Origin of the sequence: Rhodococcus sp. 21391 (genome assembly GCF_016772255.1) — a bacterium.
Lineage (GTDB): Bacteria > Actinomycetota > Actinomycetes > Mycobacteriales > Mycobacteriaceae > Rhodococcus_F > Rhodococcus_F opacus.
This window is the reverse complement of the sequence record NZ_CP063782.1, coordinates 796,707-813,946: the sequence shown is the minus strand read 5'-3', so window position 1 is coordinate 813,946 and position 17,240 is coordinate 796,707. Positions and strand designations below refer to the sequence as shown.

At 67.4% G+C, this 17,240-nt stretch carries 14 protein-coding genes and 1 pseudogene; 7 read left to right on the top strand and 8 right to left on the bottom strand.

The annotated features are described in order from the left end of the window. Window positions 1–176 precede the first annotated feature (176 nt). Both GO592_RS38550 and GO592_RS38545 read right to left on the bottom strand, forming a co-directional pair. Entirely contained in the window at window positions 177–506 is a 330-nt protein-coding gene (locus GO592_RS38550; RefSeq protein ID WP_007297130.1) for a YnfA family protein, read from the bottom strand. Continuing rightward, window positions 503–1,234 (bottom strand): MerR family transcriptional regulator, encoded by a 732-nt coding sequence (locus tag GO592_RS38545; protein WP_007297131.1) that lies wholly within the window; start codon window positions 1,232–1,234, stop codon window positions 503–505. The genes GO592_RS38550 and GO592_RS38545 overlap by 4 nt, the downstream gene beginning before the upstream one ends. Window positions 1,235–1,556: 322 nt before the next feature. On the opposite strand from GO592_RS38545, the gene GO592_RS38540 reads away from it, so the two are divergent. From GO592_RS38540 to GO592_RS38530, 3 genes are all read left to right on the top strand, one after another. Continuing rightward, entirely contained in the window at window positions 1,557–1,940 is a 384-nt protein-coding gene (locus GO592_RS38540) for a hypothetical protein (protein ID WP_039951123.1), read from the top strand. Between the two features lie 14 nt (window positions 1,941–1,954). Beyond that, window positions 1,955–2,485 (top strand): hypothetical protein, encoded by a 531-nt coding sequence (locus GO592_RS38535; RefSeq protein ID WP_007297133.1) that lies wholly within the window; start codon window positions 1,955–1,957, stop codon window positions 2,483–2,485. A 112-nt stretch (window positions 2,486–2,597) separates the two neighbouring features. Then, window positions 2,598–3,272, top strand: a complete 675-nt coding sequence (locus GO592_RS38530) for a response regulator transcription factor (protein WP_007297134.1) — start codon at window positions 2,598–2,600, stop codon at window positions 3,270–3,272. On the opposite strand, the gene GO592_RS38525 is transcribed toward GO592_RS38530, so the two are convergent. The 4 genes from GO592_RS38525 to GO592_RS38510 form a co-directional block, all read right to left on the bottom strand. Next, window positions 3,248–4,666, bottom strand: a complete 1,419-nt coding sequence (locus GO592_RS38525; protein ID WP_007297135.1) for a sensor histidine kinase — start codon at window positions 4,664–4,666, stop codon at window positions 3,248–3,250. The genes GO592_RS38530 and GO592_RS38525 overlap by 25 nt on opposite strands. A 37-nt stretch (window positions 4,667–4,703) precedes the next feature. Continuing rightward, the gene (locus GO592_RS38520; RefSeq protein ID WP_012686907.1) at window positions 4,704–9,161 is read right to left on the bottom strand and encodes a non-ribosomal peptide synthetase; all 4,458 of its coding nucleotides are present in this window, start codon (window positions 9,159–9,161) and stop codon (window positions 4,704–4,706) included. A 52-nt stretch (window positions 9,162–9,213) separates the two neighbouring features. Beyond that, the gene (locus tag GO592_RS38515) at window positions 9,214–9,861 is read right to left on the bottom strand and encodes a HemK2/MTQ2 family protein methyltransferase (protein ID WP_007297138.1); all 648 of its coding nucleotides are present in this window, start codon (window positions 9,859–9,861) and stop codon (window positions 9,214–9,216) included. 214 nt (window positions 9,862–10,075) lie between these two features. Then, window positions 10,076–10,985 (bottom strand): IS5 family transposase gene (locus GO592_RS38510; RefSeq protein ID WP_370185358.1). Its coding sequence is split into 2 segments (ribosomal slippage): window positions 10,076–10,591 and window positions 10,593–10,985, totalling 909 coding nucleotides; the frame shifts between segments, so codons are not numbered across the junction. A gap of 594 nt (window positions 10,986–11,579) precedes the next feature. On the opposite strand from GO592_RS38510, the gene GO592_RS45230 reads away from it, so the two are divergent. Then, a complete protein-coding gene (locus GO592_RS45230; RefSeq protein ID WP_007296776.1) occupies window positions 11,580–11,735 on the top strand; it encodes a DUF6131 family protein in 156 nt (51 codons plus the stop codon). Between the two features lie 404 nt (window positions 11,736–12,139). Here GO592_RS45230 and GO592_RS38500 read toward each other — a convergent pair. Together GO592_RS38500 and GO592_RS38495 are read right to left on the bottom strand one after the other, a co-directional pair. After that, a pseudogene (locus GO592_RS38500) lies at window positions 12,140–12,513 on the bottom strand (thioredoxin family protein). 41 nt (window positions 12,514–12,554) lie between these two features. Beyond that, entirely contained in the window at window positions 12,555–13,934 is a 1,380-nt protein-coding gene (locus GO592_RS38495) for an MBL fold metallo-hydrolase (protein WP_012686902.1), read from the bottom strand. Window positions 13,935–14,292: 358 nt separating this feature from the next. On the opposite strand from GO592_RS38495, the gene GO592_RS38490 reads away from it, so the two are divergent. The 3 genes from GO592_RS38490 (at window position 14,293) to GO592_RS38480 (ending at window position 17,201) form a co-directional block, all read left to right on the top strand. Continuing rightward, entirely contained in the window at window positions 14,293–14,607 is a 315-nt protein-coding gene (locus tag GO592_RS38490) for a rhodanese-like domain-containing protein (protein WP_007296772.1), read from the top strand. Between the two features lie 70 nt (window positions 14,608–14,677). After that, window positions 14,678–16,834 carry an MMPL family transporter gene (locus GO592_RS38485; protein WP_007296771.1) on the top strand — a complete coding sequence of 719 codons (2,157 nt, stop codon included), beginning with the start codon at window positions 14,678–14,680 and terminating at the stop codon, window positions 16,832–16,834. A gap of 94 nt (window positions 16,835–16,928) precedes the next feature. Continuing rightward, window positions 16,929–17,201 (top strand): metal-sensitive transcriptional regulator, encoded by a 273-nt coding sequence (locus GO592_RS38480; RefSeq protein WP_012686900.1) that lies wholly within the window; start codon window positions 16,929–16,931, stop codon window positions 17,199–17,201. Window positions 17,202–17,240 lie beyond the last annotated feature (39 nt).

Below are 17,240 nucleotides of genomic sequence, written 5' to 3'. Positions count from 1 at the left end.
CCCCAGGAGTTCGGGAGCCGGGCAGAGTCAGTGCTACACCACCGTGAACCCGAGCGACTCCGCCGGCAGATACATCAACTCCTTTCGCCCCCGGCAGAGCGCAACCCGATCCATCCGATCCCGGACCGCATCACACGCCCCGGTCCTCACACCTCCCTTCACTGGTTCGTGTGGGGTCAGCGCGGCGAGTACATGATGACGGCGAGTCCGACGAGGCAGATCAGTGCGCCCGTGACGTCGAAGCGGTCTGGTCGGAAGCCGTCCAAGGCCATGCCCCACAGCAGGGAGCCGGCAACGAACACTCCACCGTAGGCGGCCAGGATGCGGCCGAAGTTCGCGTCGGGCTGCAGAGTGGCGACGAAACCGTACGCGCCGAGGGCCAGTGCGCCGAACCCGGCCCAGAGCCAACCGCGTTGTTCGCGCACCCCTTGCCAGACGAGCCAGGCGCCGCCGATCTCGAAGATCGCGGCGAGCACAAACAGGGCAACGGATCTGGCGACGGTCACGGCGCCGTCGGGGTGATCAGGTCGTCGATCAGGGCCCGCGCATCGGCCGGGGCCGTGATCGTCAGCGCGACGGTGTCGCGGTCGAAGCCGAGGGTGAAGTCGAGGAAGGCGCAGCAGTGTTGTTCGGCCACGATCAGGGCGGCGAGCTCGGCAGCGGACTCGGCGGGCACGGTGACCCGGACCCCGGTATCGACCTGCTCGCGGGGGCATCCGTCGAGGAGGGAGTGCCAGGCGTCGATCCGGGTGCGGTAGTCGTCGCCGTCGAGGGTGCACGCGATCGGCCGGTCGGCCGTCGCCACGTCCATCCCCTGCACGGTGACAGGGTCGAGGAGAAAGGTGCACTGCGGGTCGCAGCGGTCGGCACGGTCAGGCAACGAGTCGAGCCGCCCGCGCGCGGCGACGAGTTCGGTGTGCAGCCTGGTCAGCTCGTCGATCCCGTTGGCTGCCTCGGTGATCCGGGCGTCGAGGGCTGGTCGCAGCTGCGATTTCACCGACCGGCAGGCCTCGTCCTCCCACACCGTCAGCAGCTCGAAGATCTCCGGCAGCGGCAGATGCAGGCGCTTGGCCGCGGAGATGAACCGCAACCGCTGTTCGGCGTGCTCGTCGTAAAGGCGGTACCCGGAGTGCGAGCGGGCGGCGGGCAGGAGACCCACCTGCTCGTAATAGCGCAGCGTCGTCGCGGGGACACCGCTGCGGCGCGACAGTTCGGAGATCAGCAACTCGGCCATACCGGCCACGGTAAACCTTCGAGTCCACTCGAAGGTCAACCCCTGAAAGGGCCCGATATCGACGCCTCACCCCCTCGTTCACCGGCGCCGAGTGAGGGCTATCGGGCTCGGTTGGTCAGCGGGCGGCGTGCGGTGACGCCTATCAACGCCAGGCGCTACTTTCAGCACTTTTTCAGCGGCCAGCGCGAATCATGGCGACCATGTCGACCGGGTATCGGGGAGCGCCTCCCCGTGAGACAGTCGCGGCCCGTGTGGCGCTCTGCCAGCTTGTTCCCAGCCGACAGCCAGGGTGCTGCCGGACACCGAAAGTAGGTTGACCACTATGACGAAAAAGAGCGTCCAGTTCGGTATCCCGCTTCTGATTTCTGCCGGCCTGCTTGCAGGATGCAGCTCCAACGACAGTGGCACCGGGTCATCGGCGAGTCCGACAACATCGGTGGTTGCGTCCTCCACCATGACCCCAGGCGGCAGCGGCAGTGCCACGGAGGTCGCTCAGGTAGATCCGAACACGGCAAGCCAGAGCCAGATCCAGGCGGCGTTCGAGGCAGCCGGAGTCAGCAACGCGGGTAAGTGGGCGAAGGAGGTCACCGAATACGGCCCCTACAGTCCCGACACGATATCCGATACCTTGACGAAGGAATTGGGCAAATACGGAATCGATCAACAGACTCTGGACACCATTTTGAGTGTCCTGGCCCCGCAGTAGGAGAATGAGCGGCCATGCACGATGAGGTTGCCCCGGAACGCGGCGGCGCGCGTCAAGCACGACTCGTCGCGCGGTTTCAGGCGGCACTGCTTGCGCTGTCGGTGCTCTCGTGCGCGTTCGTCGCAATCGAACTGGCATCGCTGCGGCACTGGAGGAGCACCGAGCAGATCGTGCCGTGGATTGTGCTGAGTGTGCTCTTCTGCTCGACGTTGATCGTCGTGTTCAACCGCTCACGGATCGCCATCGTGCAGGCTCGGCTGGTTGCTCTGTGCGCCGCTCCGGCGGCTCTGTTCGGGGTGTACGAGCACGTGAGCGCGAACCTCGACACCGGCGTCCTCAACCACAAATACACATGGGCAGAGCTGCCCGGCTGGGAACACCTCTGGCTGGCATCGACCGGGGCTGTCGGTGGTACACCGGCGACCGCACCGCTGGTGCTCGCGCTGGCCGGGGTGCTACTGGGTTTGGCGACCGTCGGGATGGCACCCGGCGCAGCCCGGGACGACCTCGCCAAGAGGGTCGCCGTATCCCGGGTGCGGACGTGACCCGACCCGGGCGATCGCGCTGACACCGGCGCTGGAGGGACCAGGTGATGGTGGTACCCCGGTCGTACCGTTGGGGTCCACTGGTTGCGGGAATGTTGTGGAGGAGGCGGCGGTGCGGGTGTTGCTGGTCGAGGACGAAACGCGCCTGGCCGAGACGGTGCGCCGCGGTTTGGTGGCTGACGGGTGCACCGTGCAGGTCGAACACGACGGCGTCGCCGGGCTGGCGGCTGCGGTAGGTGGCGGATTCGATGTGGTGGTCCTCGACATCATGTTGCCTGGCAAACACGGGTACGACGTGGTCCGGGAGATGCGTCGGCAGCAGGTGTGGACGCCGGTGCTGATGCTCTCGGCCAAGGACGGCGAATACGACCTCGCCGATGCCTTCGACCTCGGTGCCGACGACTATCTGATCAAACCGTTCTCGTTCGTGGTGCTGATCGCCCGGTTACGGGCGCTGGTGCGGCGCGGCGCCCCGCCGCGACCGCCGGTCCTGAGTGTTGCCGGACTCTCGTTGGACCCGGCGATGCGGCGGGTCACCCGTGGGGAGACCCGCCTCCAGCTCACTCCCCGCGAGTACAGTGTGCTCGAGTTCCTGATGCGCCACGCAGGCTCGGTCGTCACCAAACACGATATTCTGCAAGCGGTGTGGGACGCCAATTACGAGGGCGACGACAACATCGTGGAGGTCTACATCGGCTACCTTCGCCGCAAGATCGATGCCCCGTTCGGCACAACGAGCATCGACACGGTCCGCGGCGTGGGCTATTCGATGGGTTCGGAGGAGTAGCTGTCGTCGCCGATCGGAAGGGTGACGACGAAGTGTGCACCCCCGCCTTCATGGTCGCGGACCTCGATCGACCCGTGGTGTGCGGCAACGATTTCGGCGGCGATGGCGAGACCGAGTCCGGAACCACCGGATGCGCGGGTTCGGGGAGTGTCGAGGCGGACGAACCGCTCGAAGATCCGGGCCCGGTCCGCGGAGGCGATGCCCGGCCCGTCGTCGGCCACCTCGATCACGGCGCTTCCCTCGCACCTGCGGCAGGCGAGGGCGATTCGGGTGTGTGCGTGGCGGACGGCGTTGTCGACGAGATTGCGGACCAGCCGGGCCAGCTGCTCCGCATCCCCGGCCACCCGGACAGGGTCGACGGCGGCGGCGACCACGATGCCGGGAAGGCCCCGGAGGCGGGCGCGTTCGGCCAGGATCAGATCGTCGATATCGACGTCGACGCGCAGGTGGGTCAGTGAGTCTTCGTCGGCACGCGCGAGCAACAGAAGATCTTCGAGCAACGCATGCATCCGCCGGGCTTCGGGAAGCAACGACTCGTCGACCAGGGCCGTGTCGATCAATTCGGGACGGGATTGTGCGAGCTCGAGGGCGGCGGTGATGGTCGCCAGCGGGCTGCGCAGTTCGTGCGAGGCGTCGCCGACGAAACGCCGCTGGGCCAGGTGCCCGGCCTCGAGCCGCGCGAGCATGCTGTTCATGGTGACCGCGAGATCGGCGACTTCGTCCCGGGCCGCGGGCACGGGAACCCGTTCGTCGAGTTGATCGGTGGAGATCGACGCCACACGGGCGCGGATCCGCTCCACCGGGCGAAGTGCCGCGCCGATGAGCCGGTAGGTGGCGACGGCGACGAAGCCGATGACGATCGGGGCACCGATCGCCAGGAGCGCCGCGACAGTGGCCAGGACACCTTCGACCGGTTCGCGGTCGGCGCCGGTGACCACGGTGACCGGCCCGTTCGGGGACATGGTGCCGTGGGCGGCGACCCAGTAGTCGCGTTCGTGCCCGAAGTGGAGGTTTCCGAGGTAGGCGGACTCGCCGGGTGGCAGCGGGGCGGCAAGGACCGGTGACGACGGAATCCCGGCCGAGGTGACGAGCACGCTTCCCTGGTTGTCGAGGATGTGGACGGCCCCGATTTGGCCGTCGGTCGCGAGCAGCGATGCGTCGAGTTCCTGCGGCGGCTGAGAGTGGAGTTGCTCGATGATCTGGTGGGACCGTGAGTCGGCGGCGCCTCGGGCGGAGTGTTCGAGATTGCGGTACAGCACGAACAGGAGCGCACCACCGGCGAGGAGCAGGCACACCGTGACGGCAAGGACTGCGGCCGCGGTGGATCGCACCCGCACATTCCAGTTTCCGGGGTGCAGGCTGCGGCGGTCCATGGTGTTCAGTGTGACCGACACCGTGTCCGCCGCCCCGGCACCGGTGCGGCGTCGGATCTCATCCGACGGCCTCGGCGAGGATGGTGCGCAGCACGGGGAGGAATCCTGCGACGGTATCGTGGTCGAACAGATCGGCCGAATACACCAGTTCACAGTCGATGCCGGCCGGGTGGCCTTTTGCGCTGTGGTGGTCGGTGAAGTGGAAGTGCAGATCGCATTTGGCGATATCCAGTGGTTGCGGTGCGATCTCGAACTCCAGTCCGTCGCTGTCGAGGGTGGCGGCGGTGAAGTTGTTCAGCGATAACGCGACCTGGAAGAACGGGTGCAGCGACGGCGACCGGGGCGGGTCGAGCACGTCGACGAGGTGCTCGAACGGGACATCGGCGTGCGCGAACGCGTTCAGCTCGGTGGCGCGCGACTGGTCGAGAAGGTCGGCAACGGTGGTGCCTGGGTCGACCGTCGAGCGGAGAACGAGAGTGTTGACGAACATGCCGACGACTTCGTCGAGGTCGGGATGGGTGCGCCCGGCCGTCGGTATGCCGATCGCGATCGTGCGCTGCGAGGACAGGCGTGCGAGGAGCAGGGCCAGCGCGGAGTGCAGCACGGTGAACAGGGTCGCTCGCCGTGCGTGCGCGGTGGTCAGCAGTGCTGCGTGGGTTTCTTCGTCGACCGCGAAACTCAGACGGCCGGCCGCGTAGGTCCAGCGTTGTGGACGGGGTCGGTCCGCCGGCAGCGTCAGTTCCCGGGGCAGCCCTGCCAGTTCGGCCTTCCAGAAGTCGATCTGACGGGCCGTGAGGCTGCCGGGATCAGCGTCGTCGCCGAGAACGTCGTGCCGCCAGAGACTGTAGTGCGCGTATTGCACCGGCAGCGGCGCCCAACTCGGTGCGGTGCCGGCAGCGCGGGCCGCGTACGCGGTCAGCAGGTCGCGGGCGAGGACTGCCAGCGACCACCCGTCGGCGGAGATGTGGTGGATCACGCACGCGAGCAGGTGCTCCTCGGGCCCGGTGGCGAACAGTGTGGCCCGCAGCGGCGGTTCGCTGCGAACGTCGAAGCCGCGGTGCAGCAGAGGGCGGGTGTGTGCCGGGAGGTGGGATGCGCTCACGTGTGTCGGGGTGAGGTCGGGGACGGCGTCGCCGGCGTCGAGGACCCGCTGGTGGGGGCCGTCCACCGAATCGGGGTAGATCGTGCGGAGCGGGTGGTGCCGGTCGAGCACGTCGGCGGTGGCGCTGCGCAGCGCCTCGATGTCGAGGGCACCGCGGATCGTGACGGTGAACGGGAGGTTGTACAGGGCTGGGCGGGTGGCGGTGCGATCGAGGAATTGCTGCGCTGGGGCCAGCGGAACCCGCTGGGGCAGCGGTTGTGTTGCGAACGCGCGCAGCGAGGAGAGTTCACCCGACTTCGGGTGTTCCTCGGCGAGAAGCTGGGCGAGGGCGGCTACGGTGGGGAACTCGAACAGATCGCGCACCCCCAACTGGGTGCCGAAATCGGCGTTGAGTGCCGCGATCACCCGGGTGGCGGAGAGCGAATCCCCACCGAGGTCGAAGAAGGACGATTCCGCGTCCACCACGTCGGTGCACAGTACCCGGGCCAGCACCCCGGCCACCGCGTGTTCATCGGGTGTGCGCGGCGGCCGCGCCGAGGGAGCGGCGGAGCCGAAGTCGGGGGTCGGCAGGGCGGCCCGGTCGAGCTTCTTCGTCGGCGTCAGCGGAACGTCGTCCAAGACGGTGATCACCGCGGGCACCATGTAGTCCGGCAGCAGCTGGGCTACAGCCGTCCGCAGCATCGCCGGGGTCAATGCCGACGACGTCCGCAACAGCACATACGACACCAGCAGTGCATCCCCCGCCCTGTCATGGACCACGGTCGTCGCGAACCGGACATCCGGGTGCTCGCGTAGGGCGGTGTCGATCTCGCCGAGTTCGATCCGGAACCCGCGGACTTTGACCTGGTCGTCGCTGCGACCGACGTACTCGAGTGTTGCCTCGGGTGTCCATCGGACCAGATCACCCGTGCGGAACAGGCGGGAGCCGGGTTTGCCGAACGGATTGGCGACGAACCGGCCGGCGGTCATCCCTCCTCGGCGCGCGTAACCGCGGGCCAACCCTGGGGTGCCGAGATACAGTTCGCCGACCGCGCCGGAGGGAAGCGGCCGCAGGCGCCGGTCCAGCACCACCGCGTCGACGCCGCGCATCAGCGCCCCGATCGTCACCGGCCGATCCGGGGCCATCGGGGCGCTGAGCGTGACACTGCACGTGGTTTCGGTCGGGCCGTAGGCATTGCGCATCGTCCGGTGGTGCGCCCAGCGCGCCACCAGTTCCGGTGGACACGCCTCACCGCCGACGAGGACCAATTCCACATCGTCGAGGCCGGCGGGGTCCACCGTTGCCAGTGCCGACGGTGTCGACAGCACGTGGGTGACACCTTCGCAGCGTAGGAGATCGGCCAGTTCGTGGCCGCCAACCACATCCGGCGGGGTCACCACCAAGGTGGCGCCGGCCAGGGCCGCAGCGAGGACTTCGACCAGAGCCGTGTCGAAGCTCGGCGAGGCGAAATGCAGGATCCGCGAGGTGGCGGAGAGGGCGTAGTGGTCGCGGATTTCCTGTGCGAGATTGGCCAGGCCGTCGTGGGTGACGACGACACCCTTGGGTGCACCGGTCGACCCGGACGTGTAGATCACATACGCGGCGTTTTCCCGGCGCACCGGGCGCGGTGGGCGCGGTGGCGGCACGGCGAGGGCGTCGAGGGCGTCGAGGGCGTCGAGGGCGTCGAGGGCGTCGAGGGCGTCGAGGGCGACGGTGAGCCATCGCAGTGTGTCCGGCAGCTGGCTCCGGGTGTCGGAGGACGTCAGGCCGGCAACAGGTTTGCAGTCGTCGAGCATGTACTGGATGCGAGCGCGCGGATGCGTCGGGTCGATGGGGACATAGGCGGCGCCGGTGGCCGCGATCGCCCACACGGCGACCACCGATTCGTACGAGCGGGGTACGGCGACCGCCACGAGGTCTTCCGGACCGATGCCGGCGCCCAGCAGCGTGCCGGCCAACGCGGTCGAATGGCGGTCGAGGTCCCGGTAGGAGAAGGATCGTCCGCGGTCGCGGACCGCGATTCGCTCACCGGATGCACCGGTACCCGTGGTGAGTAACTGGGTGAGGGTTGCCGGTTCGGCATCGGCCGGGCCGCGCGCCGGTGTCAGGACCTCGCGTTCCCCGGGCAGGAACAACTCCAGGTCGGCGACGGCGCAGTCCTCGCCGATTTCGGCCAGGAACGTCTGCAGGAAATGGGTGAACCGGCGGTGGTGGCTGCTCAGTTGCCTCTGGCTGTAGAGGGCAGGGTTGGCTTCGAAGTCGATCCGCGGCATCAGATCCGTGGTGCCCGGGTAGATGTTCACCGCCAGATCCGCGGTCGGACCGGTCGTGAGAACGTGCACCCGACCGGTGACCGCACCGAGGTTGATGTCGGGTTCGAACAGCATCAGATTCAGCACGGGGCCGAACGAGGTGAGCTCACCAGCGGCCGTGCCGCGCTCACGGCCGATGTCTTCGCGCCGATACCGCTGGTGGCGCAGTGACGCGATCAGTGCCGCCCGCGCGATTCCGATCGCTTCCTCGACGGTCGTGGCCCCGATCCCCGGCAGTGCCAGGGGCACCACATTCGAGACCGAACCCGTCGCAGCCCGCAGCGGTCCGGTTGTGCGGGCCGTTACCGGAAGGGACACCATGACGTCGTCGACGTCGGTCATCCGTGCCAAGTAGGCGGCGAAGGCCGCGACGAGGACAGCGGTGCGATCGAGGACGGACCGGCCTCCGGGCATCGGCGTGGAAGACACCACCGTGGGGTGGCCGGTGACCCGGACGGCGGGCCGAGGCGCAGCGCTCCGTCCGGCGAGGCTGACCACCGGTGGCAGATCGGGGGCGAGCCTGGCCCAGTATTTACGGTCGGTATCGAACCGCGGGGACGATCGATAGTCCCGATCCGCTCGGCTCAACTGCTCGGGCCCCACCACCCGATGCGGATCCGGCTCGTCGCCGCCGAGCGCCGCGGCGTACCACTGCGCGGTCCGTTGCATCAGCAGCATTGCCGCATATCCATCCAATGAGAGGTGGTGGGCACGCGAATACCAGAACACACGATCGTCACCGACCCGCAGGACACGCGAGAAGATCAGCGAGTAGTCGTCCATCGCGAGTGGGACCGTGCAGTCACGTCGCATCCACTCCCGCGCGAACTCGGCCGGGTCGCGTTCGGCGCGGAAGTCCAAAACCAGGACTTGACCTGCCGATCGAGTCCTCTCACGTTGATACGGTTGTCCGTCGACGTCGGCCAGCACGACCTCCGCGCCCAGTTCGTCCATCGCCCGCGTGTGCGCCTCGCACAGCTTCTCCACCTCAATGGGCCCGGTCAGATCCACGTACTGGGCGATGACGTAGGGCACGTCGGGCGTCAGCTGCTGGGCAAGCCAGATCGCCTGCTGCGCCGCGGTCAGTGGCACCAACCGGCCGGACGACCCCGAGGGCGTCATCGGTGACCTCGATCACACGCGGCGCGCACGCCCGACCGCGTCAGCTGGGTGCTCATTTGACCGCCCGGAACACTACGAGTTCCTCGGTGCACTGCTGTGGCCCGATCAACCCGCGATCAACGAGAAGATCCCGTCGCGCTTGCAGCACCGGACCGAACGGGACGCGGACACGGCGTGCTTCCTCAACGTGTAAGCCGCGTTCCCCCAGCATTAATCGCGTTTTCTCCGTGCCGCTCAGCGTCGATTGCACGAGCACCAGCCGTCCCCCGTCGTCGAGGAGGTCCGGGGCATCGCCGCAGATCCGGTCCAACAACGCCCGTCCCTCGTGCCCGGCGTCCCAGCACCGCGCACGACCTCTCGCCGGCAGCCCATCGTGCTCGGCAGGAACATAGGGTGGGTTCGCTACGATCAAGTCGAACCGCCGGTGACGTACTCGTGACACCAGATCACCGCGAACAACCCGCACACGGTGCCCGCGAACCGCCGTATTGAGCCAGGTACTGACCAACGCCCGACGCGAAACGTCGACTGCGGTCACGCTGCGCGCACCGTACCGAGTCGCCCACACGCTGACCACCCCAGTGCCCGCACACAAATCCAGAATCCGCGTACCCGCATGCACCTGCTCGTCGCCGAGCGATTCCAAAAGAAGCCGCGAATCATGCTGGGGCCGATACACACCCGGAAAACGAATGATCACCAACGCCCCTTCCTCCCAGCCGCCCGTCAGCGCAGCGATCCAAATCTGATCGAAGTGCGCGTTCAGCTGTCACAGCTCGGATCACCATGCCGAAGCAATGCCGTGCATGGCGCGCGGGACGAAACCGCTGTCCTTGTTCGGTTGTCGATGGTCACTTTGCCAGATCGTCACACACACAAGCTGAAAGAACGCTGAAAGCCGAGGTGGCCGCCCACTAGGGCATGTCTCCCAATAACTTGAGCCACTCGACGATGCCGGCGAGCAGGAATCCGGCGCGGTAGGTGAGGGCGAGTTTGTCGTAGCGAGTGGCCACCGCACGCCACTGTTTCGCCTTGTTGAAGGCCCGTTCGACCACGTTGCGCCCCTTGTAGGACTCCGGGTCGAAGTTCGGTGGCCGCCCGCCCGCGCGGCCCTTGTTCACCCGGTTCGCTGCCTGATCGGTCTTCTCGGGGATCACCGCCTTGATGCCTCTGCTTCGCAGCAGTTCCCGGTTTGCCCGTGATGAGTACGCCTTGTCGGCCCGGACCTCGACGGGGCGCGTGCGGTGCGCTCCGCCCGCGAGCCGCGGCACGCAGATGCCCTCCAGCACGTGGGCGAACATCGGACTGTCACCGGCTTGGCCTGGGCCGACCAGCACCGACAGCGGGCGCCCGTGACCGTCGCACGCCAGGTGCGCCTTGCTGGTCAACCCGCCCCTCGACCGGCCGATGCCGTGATCGGCAGGCTCGTCACGCAGGTTCGTGTAATTCGGTAGATCCCCCTGTGTGGCGGGCGGCGTTCGCACCGTGCTGATGGACCCGGACCACTGTGGAATCGACAGAGACCGCCCAGTCCAGGTTCCCGCCGGCGTCGGCCATCGCGACCAGAGCCGTCAGCACCCGATCCCAGGTTCCGTCTCCGGCGTAGCGGCGATGTCGCTTCCACACCGTCTTCCACGGCCCGAAATGCGACGGGAGATCTCGCCAGGGCAACCCGGTCCGCAGTCGATACAGCATCCCCTCGACCACCACACGATTGTTCCGGAACTTCCGCCCCCGGAGCCCATCGGAACTGGGCAACAGCAGCGCGAGCAACTCCCACTGCTTGTCCGTCAACACCTCAAACCGATCAACAACGTCTGCCACACCGAAGAGTCTGCAGCACAACACCACAAATCATTGGGAGACACACCCTAGGCCCCTACGTGGCGGGGAGCGCGTTCCCGTGCCCCCGCGGACGCAGCCTTCCGATCACCCCGACAAGGCGGCATAAAAGACTGTTGCCGGATCTGCTAGTACCTCCGTGACCGTTGTCGGAGCAGGCGATGACACGAGAATCGTGGGGAATGGTGTGGGGCAGATCGTGTTTGCGGTATTCCGACAAGGATCGAGTATCACCAGCACTTCCGCGCCCGTGACAGTTGCGGGGCACAACTGCGCCGCGTCGAGGAAGAACCCAGGTGGAGAACTCGACGAAAACAAACGAAATCGATCGCCTCCGCGACTTGTGGCCGGGACCATTACGAAACCCGACCGGCCCCTCCGCGCACCCGGAGCCCGCAGAAGATCGTGCGTTTCTTGCAGCAGTCACCCGCACACACCATGAGTGACGCCTGCCGCGCATGGGTGCCCCTGCTCACGGCCAACCCTGCGCATCTCGCTGTCGACTATCTGTTTTCCGACTACGACGAGGGGGTAACCGCGGATGATTGGCGCACACGCGCCGAGAAGAGGTTCATCGTGATCATTCTCGGACTGATTCTGCTCGTGATCGGATTCGTGGCGGGCATCTCAATCCTCTGGACCATCGGGATCATCCTGTTGGTCATCGGAGTCATCCTCGCGCTGCTCGGGGCCACCGGCCGCGCCGTCGGTGGACGCCGTCACTGGTTCTAAAGATGCCCTACGGCTTTCAGCGGGCCCCGGACCTCGCCGAGGCGAGCGCCGAATTCGATGGTGGTCAAGATATCGCCGGTTCGTTACGGGCCGCGAGGTACGTTCGCTCGCGCGTTTCAAGTGCTGACCATCGAGAACGATAGCCTCTGCCGCGATCGCGCAGCCGACCGTTCGGCCAGGCGGTCAGCGGCGGAAGAATGAACGCAGGGTGCGACGCTGGTCCTGGACCGGGGTGGTGTCCTGACGGCAGGTGCAGCGATCGGCGGTAGGCACGGAGCTCATGACGGTGTCGAGGTGTCGGCCGCAACCGCCCCAGCCGGTGTTGCCGCAGTTCGCGCAGGTGACGGGGTAACACATGGGATCCTCCTGGGTACGGAGTGCGGGGTTCGGGTGAACGGTTCAGGTCAGGCGCCGGCGACTGCGCGTCGTTCGGCGACCGTCGCGTGCACCAGAGCCATGTCGAGGGCCTTCACCCTGCCGATCAGGGTCGTCGAGGGCGCGTGCGGGCAGTACCCGGGCCGGGAGTAGACGAGCACGCTTTCGCGGAAGGCCATGATGGTGGGGATCGACCGGATGTTCGCCATGGCGGCGAGTTGTTGCTCGGCTTCGGTGTCGACCTTCGCGTGCACGATATCTGGATGCGTGGCCGAGGACTTCTCGAACACCGGGGCGAAGGCGCGGCAGGGTCCGCACCAAGAGGCCCAGAGTCAACGAGACCGCTGCCGCTGTCGGCGATCGTGGACTCGAAGTCCACGAGGGTGAGATTTTTCGTTGCCACCGGTTGGGCGCCTTCGTTGATCGGGACTGCGTGTGGCCTGATCAGGCGGGGACGTGCGCCTCGGCCCAGGCGTTGTAGCCGCCGAGCAGGTCGGAGACGTTCTCGAAGCCCTGCGCCCGCAGCAGCGACGCGGCCACACTCGACCGCCAGCCGCCGGCGCAGTGCACCACGATCGGCTTGCCGGTGGGTATCTGCTCGAGCCGGGTGTGCAACTGCGCCAGCGGAATCGGCGCCGCCCCTGGTATCGTCCCGAACTCCCGCTCGCCCGGATTGCGGATGTCGATCAGGGTCACCGCATCGGCGGCGAGCAGAGCGTCGAGCTCGTCGACGGTGGTGCGGAGCGCCGACTGCACGAGATCAGCCAGCTCGGCGGGAAAGTGTCCGTCGTGGCCGACGGACAGGTAGCCGACCGTATCGTCCGAGCCGATCCGCGCCAGCCGCACTGCCGCGTCCTGCTCCTCGCCCGGGTAGGTGATCAGCACCAGCTTCTCGCCCACTTCGGCGACCATCCCGCCAGTTTCTGCGAACCGGCCGTCGAACCCGACATTGACCGAGCCGCACAGATGCCCGGCCGCGAAGTCGTCCACGCTGCGCGCGTCGACCACCCGGGTACCGGCGACGAGTTCGGCGCGCACCCGCTCCGGCGAGAGTTCGGGGATCGCCCGGTCTCGGGAGAGGAGAGGATGGACCTGCTTGTTCATCGCGGCATCGACGGAGAAGTAGGAGGGCGCCGCGGGTTGGCCGTTGGTGACCAGCGCGACGAAGGCGTCCTCGCTCATCGGCTGCACCGACGGATTGGTGGCGCGCTGCTCCCCGATAGTCGAGCTCAGCTCGGTCGAGAGGTTCTTCCCGCAGGACGAGCCGGCACCGTGCGCGGGCATGACGGTGACCTGATCGGGCAGGGTCAGCAGCTTCTCGTGCACCGTGCGGTACATCGCCCGGGCCAGGTCTGTGTTGGATCCGTGGCCGAGGTTGACCAAATCCGGCCGGCCCACGTCGCCGATGAACAGTGAGTCGCCGGTCAGCACCGCGGTCGGGGTCACCCCCGCCCGTTCGCGCACCAGCACCGAGATCGACTCCCACGTGTGTCCTGGGGTCGACAGGATCTCGAGCTCGACCTCGCCGAGGCGGATTCGCTCGCCGTCGCGTAGGCGGCGGATCGGGTAGTCGGTCTCGGCGGCCTCGCCGAACCCGATCCACGACCCGGTTGCCTCGACCAATTCGAGGTGGCCGGAGACGAAGTCCGCGTGGAAGTGGGTGTTGATCACACCCTCGATGCGCAACCCGTGCTTGTCGGCGTCGTCGAGATACTCGCCGATGTCCCGGCGCGGATCGACCACCACCGCTCGGCCGGTGCTCTCGTCACCGATCAGGTACGACGCGTGCGACAGGCACTCGATGTAGTACTGCTCGAGAATCATGCGTTCCTCCATCGGGTCGATGTCCTCGGTATGTGCAACATGGTGCCATATACCCCATAGGGTATGTCAAGTACCCCTAGGGGTATCTGTCCATGCTTGGTTATCCCGACCGGAATGTTGTTCGACGACGGAAGTCGGCACCGCCGTCTCGCCCTAGTGGCCCGCACCGCCGCCGGCCGAAAGCGGCGCATGGCTGCGCCAGGTTCCGATGACGGCACTGCCCGAACTGGCGCGGATCCTCCTCGGCCCTTTGCTCGCTCACGTCGCGAGCAATCGACACACTTGCGTACCGACATACCCCCTGGGGTACAGTGAGCGAGTTCCTGAAAATACCCCCTAGGGTATGAAGGAGTTTGATATGCGTGAGGTAGACCTCGGTGAATTCGCCGTGCGCTGGGCCGACGGAGTTCCCGTCGTGGATGTGCGCGAGCGGTGGGAGTACGTCGACGGGCACGTACCTGGTGCGCTGTTGATGCCGCTCGGGCAACTAGCCGCTCACACCGTGGAGATTCCCGCGGGGGAGGTCGTCTACGTGATTTGTGCGTCCGGTAACCGCAGCCGGGAGGGGGCCCGCATCGTCGAGGCCACCGGCCGCGGTGCGGTCTCGGTCGCCGGGGGCACCTCGGGCTGGGCCGCCCTGGGCCGGCCGCTCGACACCGGAGACGGATCGTGAGCGCACCCTCACGCCCGACCTCGCCGATACGCGCTGCCAGCGCTTTGCCATCACCTCGAGGAGGACTTGTATGACCCGCAGTACGGCATTGGGCGGCGACGCCCCGAGGACCGAGCCGATCACCGAGGGCGGTGTGCTCGGCCGCATGGGCGCGGCCATGGCCGGGCACGCGAAATGGGTGTTCGGCATCTGGCTGATCCTGTTGGTCGCCCTCGGTGCCGCCGCGCCGTCGGTGTTCAGTTCGCTGGCCGGTGCCGGGTGGCAGGCCAATGGATCGGAGTCGGTGCAGGTCCGCGAGCTCGCGGAGCAGCATTTCGGGGGTAATTCCTCGGCCGCGGTGCAGGTGGTCGTGCACTCGGATACTCAGACCATCGACAGCCCGCAGATGCAGCACACCCTGGCCGACGTCGGGACCGTCTTCGCGGGCGACCCACGGTTCGGTGCGGTGATCGCACCGCAGCCGGGGACGTCGATCAGCCCGGACGGGCACACCGGCATCCTCATTGCGGGCGCGAACGCGAGCACCGACGACATGGTCAAGGCCGTCGACGAACGCAAAGCGGAACTGACCGCCCTCTCCGGCGACGGAATCGAGGTGTACCCGACCGGCGCATCCGCACTGTGGAGCGACTTCAACAAGGCGAACCACGACGCGATGATTCAGGCGGAATTGTTCTCCTGGCCGGTGACGTTGGCGATCATGGTGCTCGCGTTCGGGTCTCTCGTCGCCGCCGGGCTGCCGCTGCTGTTGACCCTGGCCGGGCTCGTCGCCTCGGCGGGCGGCCTGGTGTTGCTCAACCAGGTCTTCCCGATCTCGGTGTGGGCGATGAACTTCGCGATGATGTTCGCACTTGCCCTGGGTATCGATTACGCCTTGTTTGTCGTCGCCCGCTTCCGCGATGCGATCCGTCACGCCTCGTCACCGCGTGCCGCCGTGGCCGACACCATGGAAACCGCAGGCAAGGCCGTGGTTCTGTCCGGAATCACGGTGCTGGTCAGCCTGTCCGCCGTTCTCCTGGTGCCCGCGCCGGCCGTGCGGACGATGGCCGTCGGGATCATGCTCGCGGTGTTCTTCGTCCTGCTGGCCTCGATGACGCTTCTGCCCGCCGCCCTGGGCGCGTTGGGCGGCAAGGTCAACGCCGGCTCCCTGCCCTACGCCAAGCGGCAAATACACCGTTCGCCGCGGTTCGCCGCCTGGGGCGAACTGCTGCATCGCCACCCGTGGCCGTTCGCGATCGGTGCCCTTCTGGTGCTGATCGCGCTGTCGGTCCCCGCGCTCGGACTGAAGGTCGCGATGCCCTCGATCGAGGTCGTTCCCACCGACGCCCCGGTCCGCCAGGGCTACGAACTCGTCCAGGCCCAGATGGGCGAGGGTGCACCGGGCATGCTGCAGATCATCACCCCCACCACGGGCGGTGCCGAGACCGCCGCAGCGGCCGCGGCGACGGACGGCATCGCGATGGTGACGCCGCCGCAGCCCGCCCCCGACGGCAGTGACTACGTCATGTTGCAGGCCATGCCGACCGTCGATCCCTCCGACACACGAATGGGCACCATCCTCGACACCCTGCGCGCCGACCTACCCCAAGGCGCCCTGGTTGGCGGCGCACCGGCGGAGAACCTGGACCTGCAGCAGGCCCTCAACGACTACCTCCCGCTGATCGTCGGGATCATCCTGGTTCTCGGGTTCGTGCTGCTGCTGGTGGCGCTGCAGGCCCCGCTGATCGCACTCCTCGGCACCGTGGTCAGCCTGCTCTCGACCGCGGCCGCATTCGGGGTCGCGAAGCTGATCTTCCAGGACGGCCACGGCGCGAGCCTGCTCGGCTTCACCCCCCAGGGCTTCCTCGACGGGTGGGGGCCGGCGTTCTTCTTCGCCATGATCTTCGCAATCGCCATGGACTACACCGTCTTCCTCCTCGCCACCGCGAAGGAACACTACGAACACTCCGGCGATCCGACGGTCGCGCACGTCGACGGCCTCGCCCATTCCGGACGGGTGATCTTCGCCGCCGCCGCGGTGATGGTCGCCGTGTTCTTCACCTTCGCCCTCGCCGACCCGCTGCCCCCGAAGGAGATGGGCATCATCCTCGGTGTCGCCGTGCTCCTCGACGCGGTGCTGATCCGGCTGATCCTGCTGCCGGTACTGCTGCGGCTGACCGGGCACGCCGCCTGGTGGTCACCGGCGTGGCTGCGCATGGTGCTGCCGAAGATCAACTTCTCGCACTGAGGCCGGTGCGGAGGTGAGTCGGCGCGTCCCTTACCCACCCCGCACCGATACCCCGGGGGGTACAGTGGGGGGAGGTCTAGGAAAGGAAACCGCCATGGTCGGCGACGAAGACAGCATCGCATTGGTACTCAACCGGCTCCGCCGCGCCCACGGGCAACTCGCCGGGGTGATCTCGATGATCGAGCAGGGCCGCGACTGCAAGGACGTCGTCACCCAACTCGCCGCGGTCTCCCGGGCCCTGGACAAGGCCGGGTTCAAGATCGTCGCCACCGGCCTACGCGAATGCCTCACCGGCGAGGCGGCCGAGAAAGGCAAGGAGCCGATGACCGAGGCCGAACTCGAGAAACTCTTCCTCGCCCTCGCCTGAGCCACTTTCACCCCGACCTCCGTTCGACGTCGACGAAAG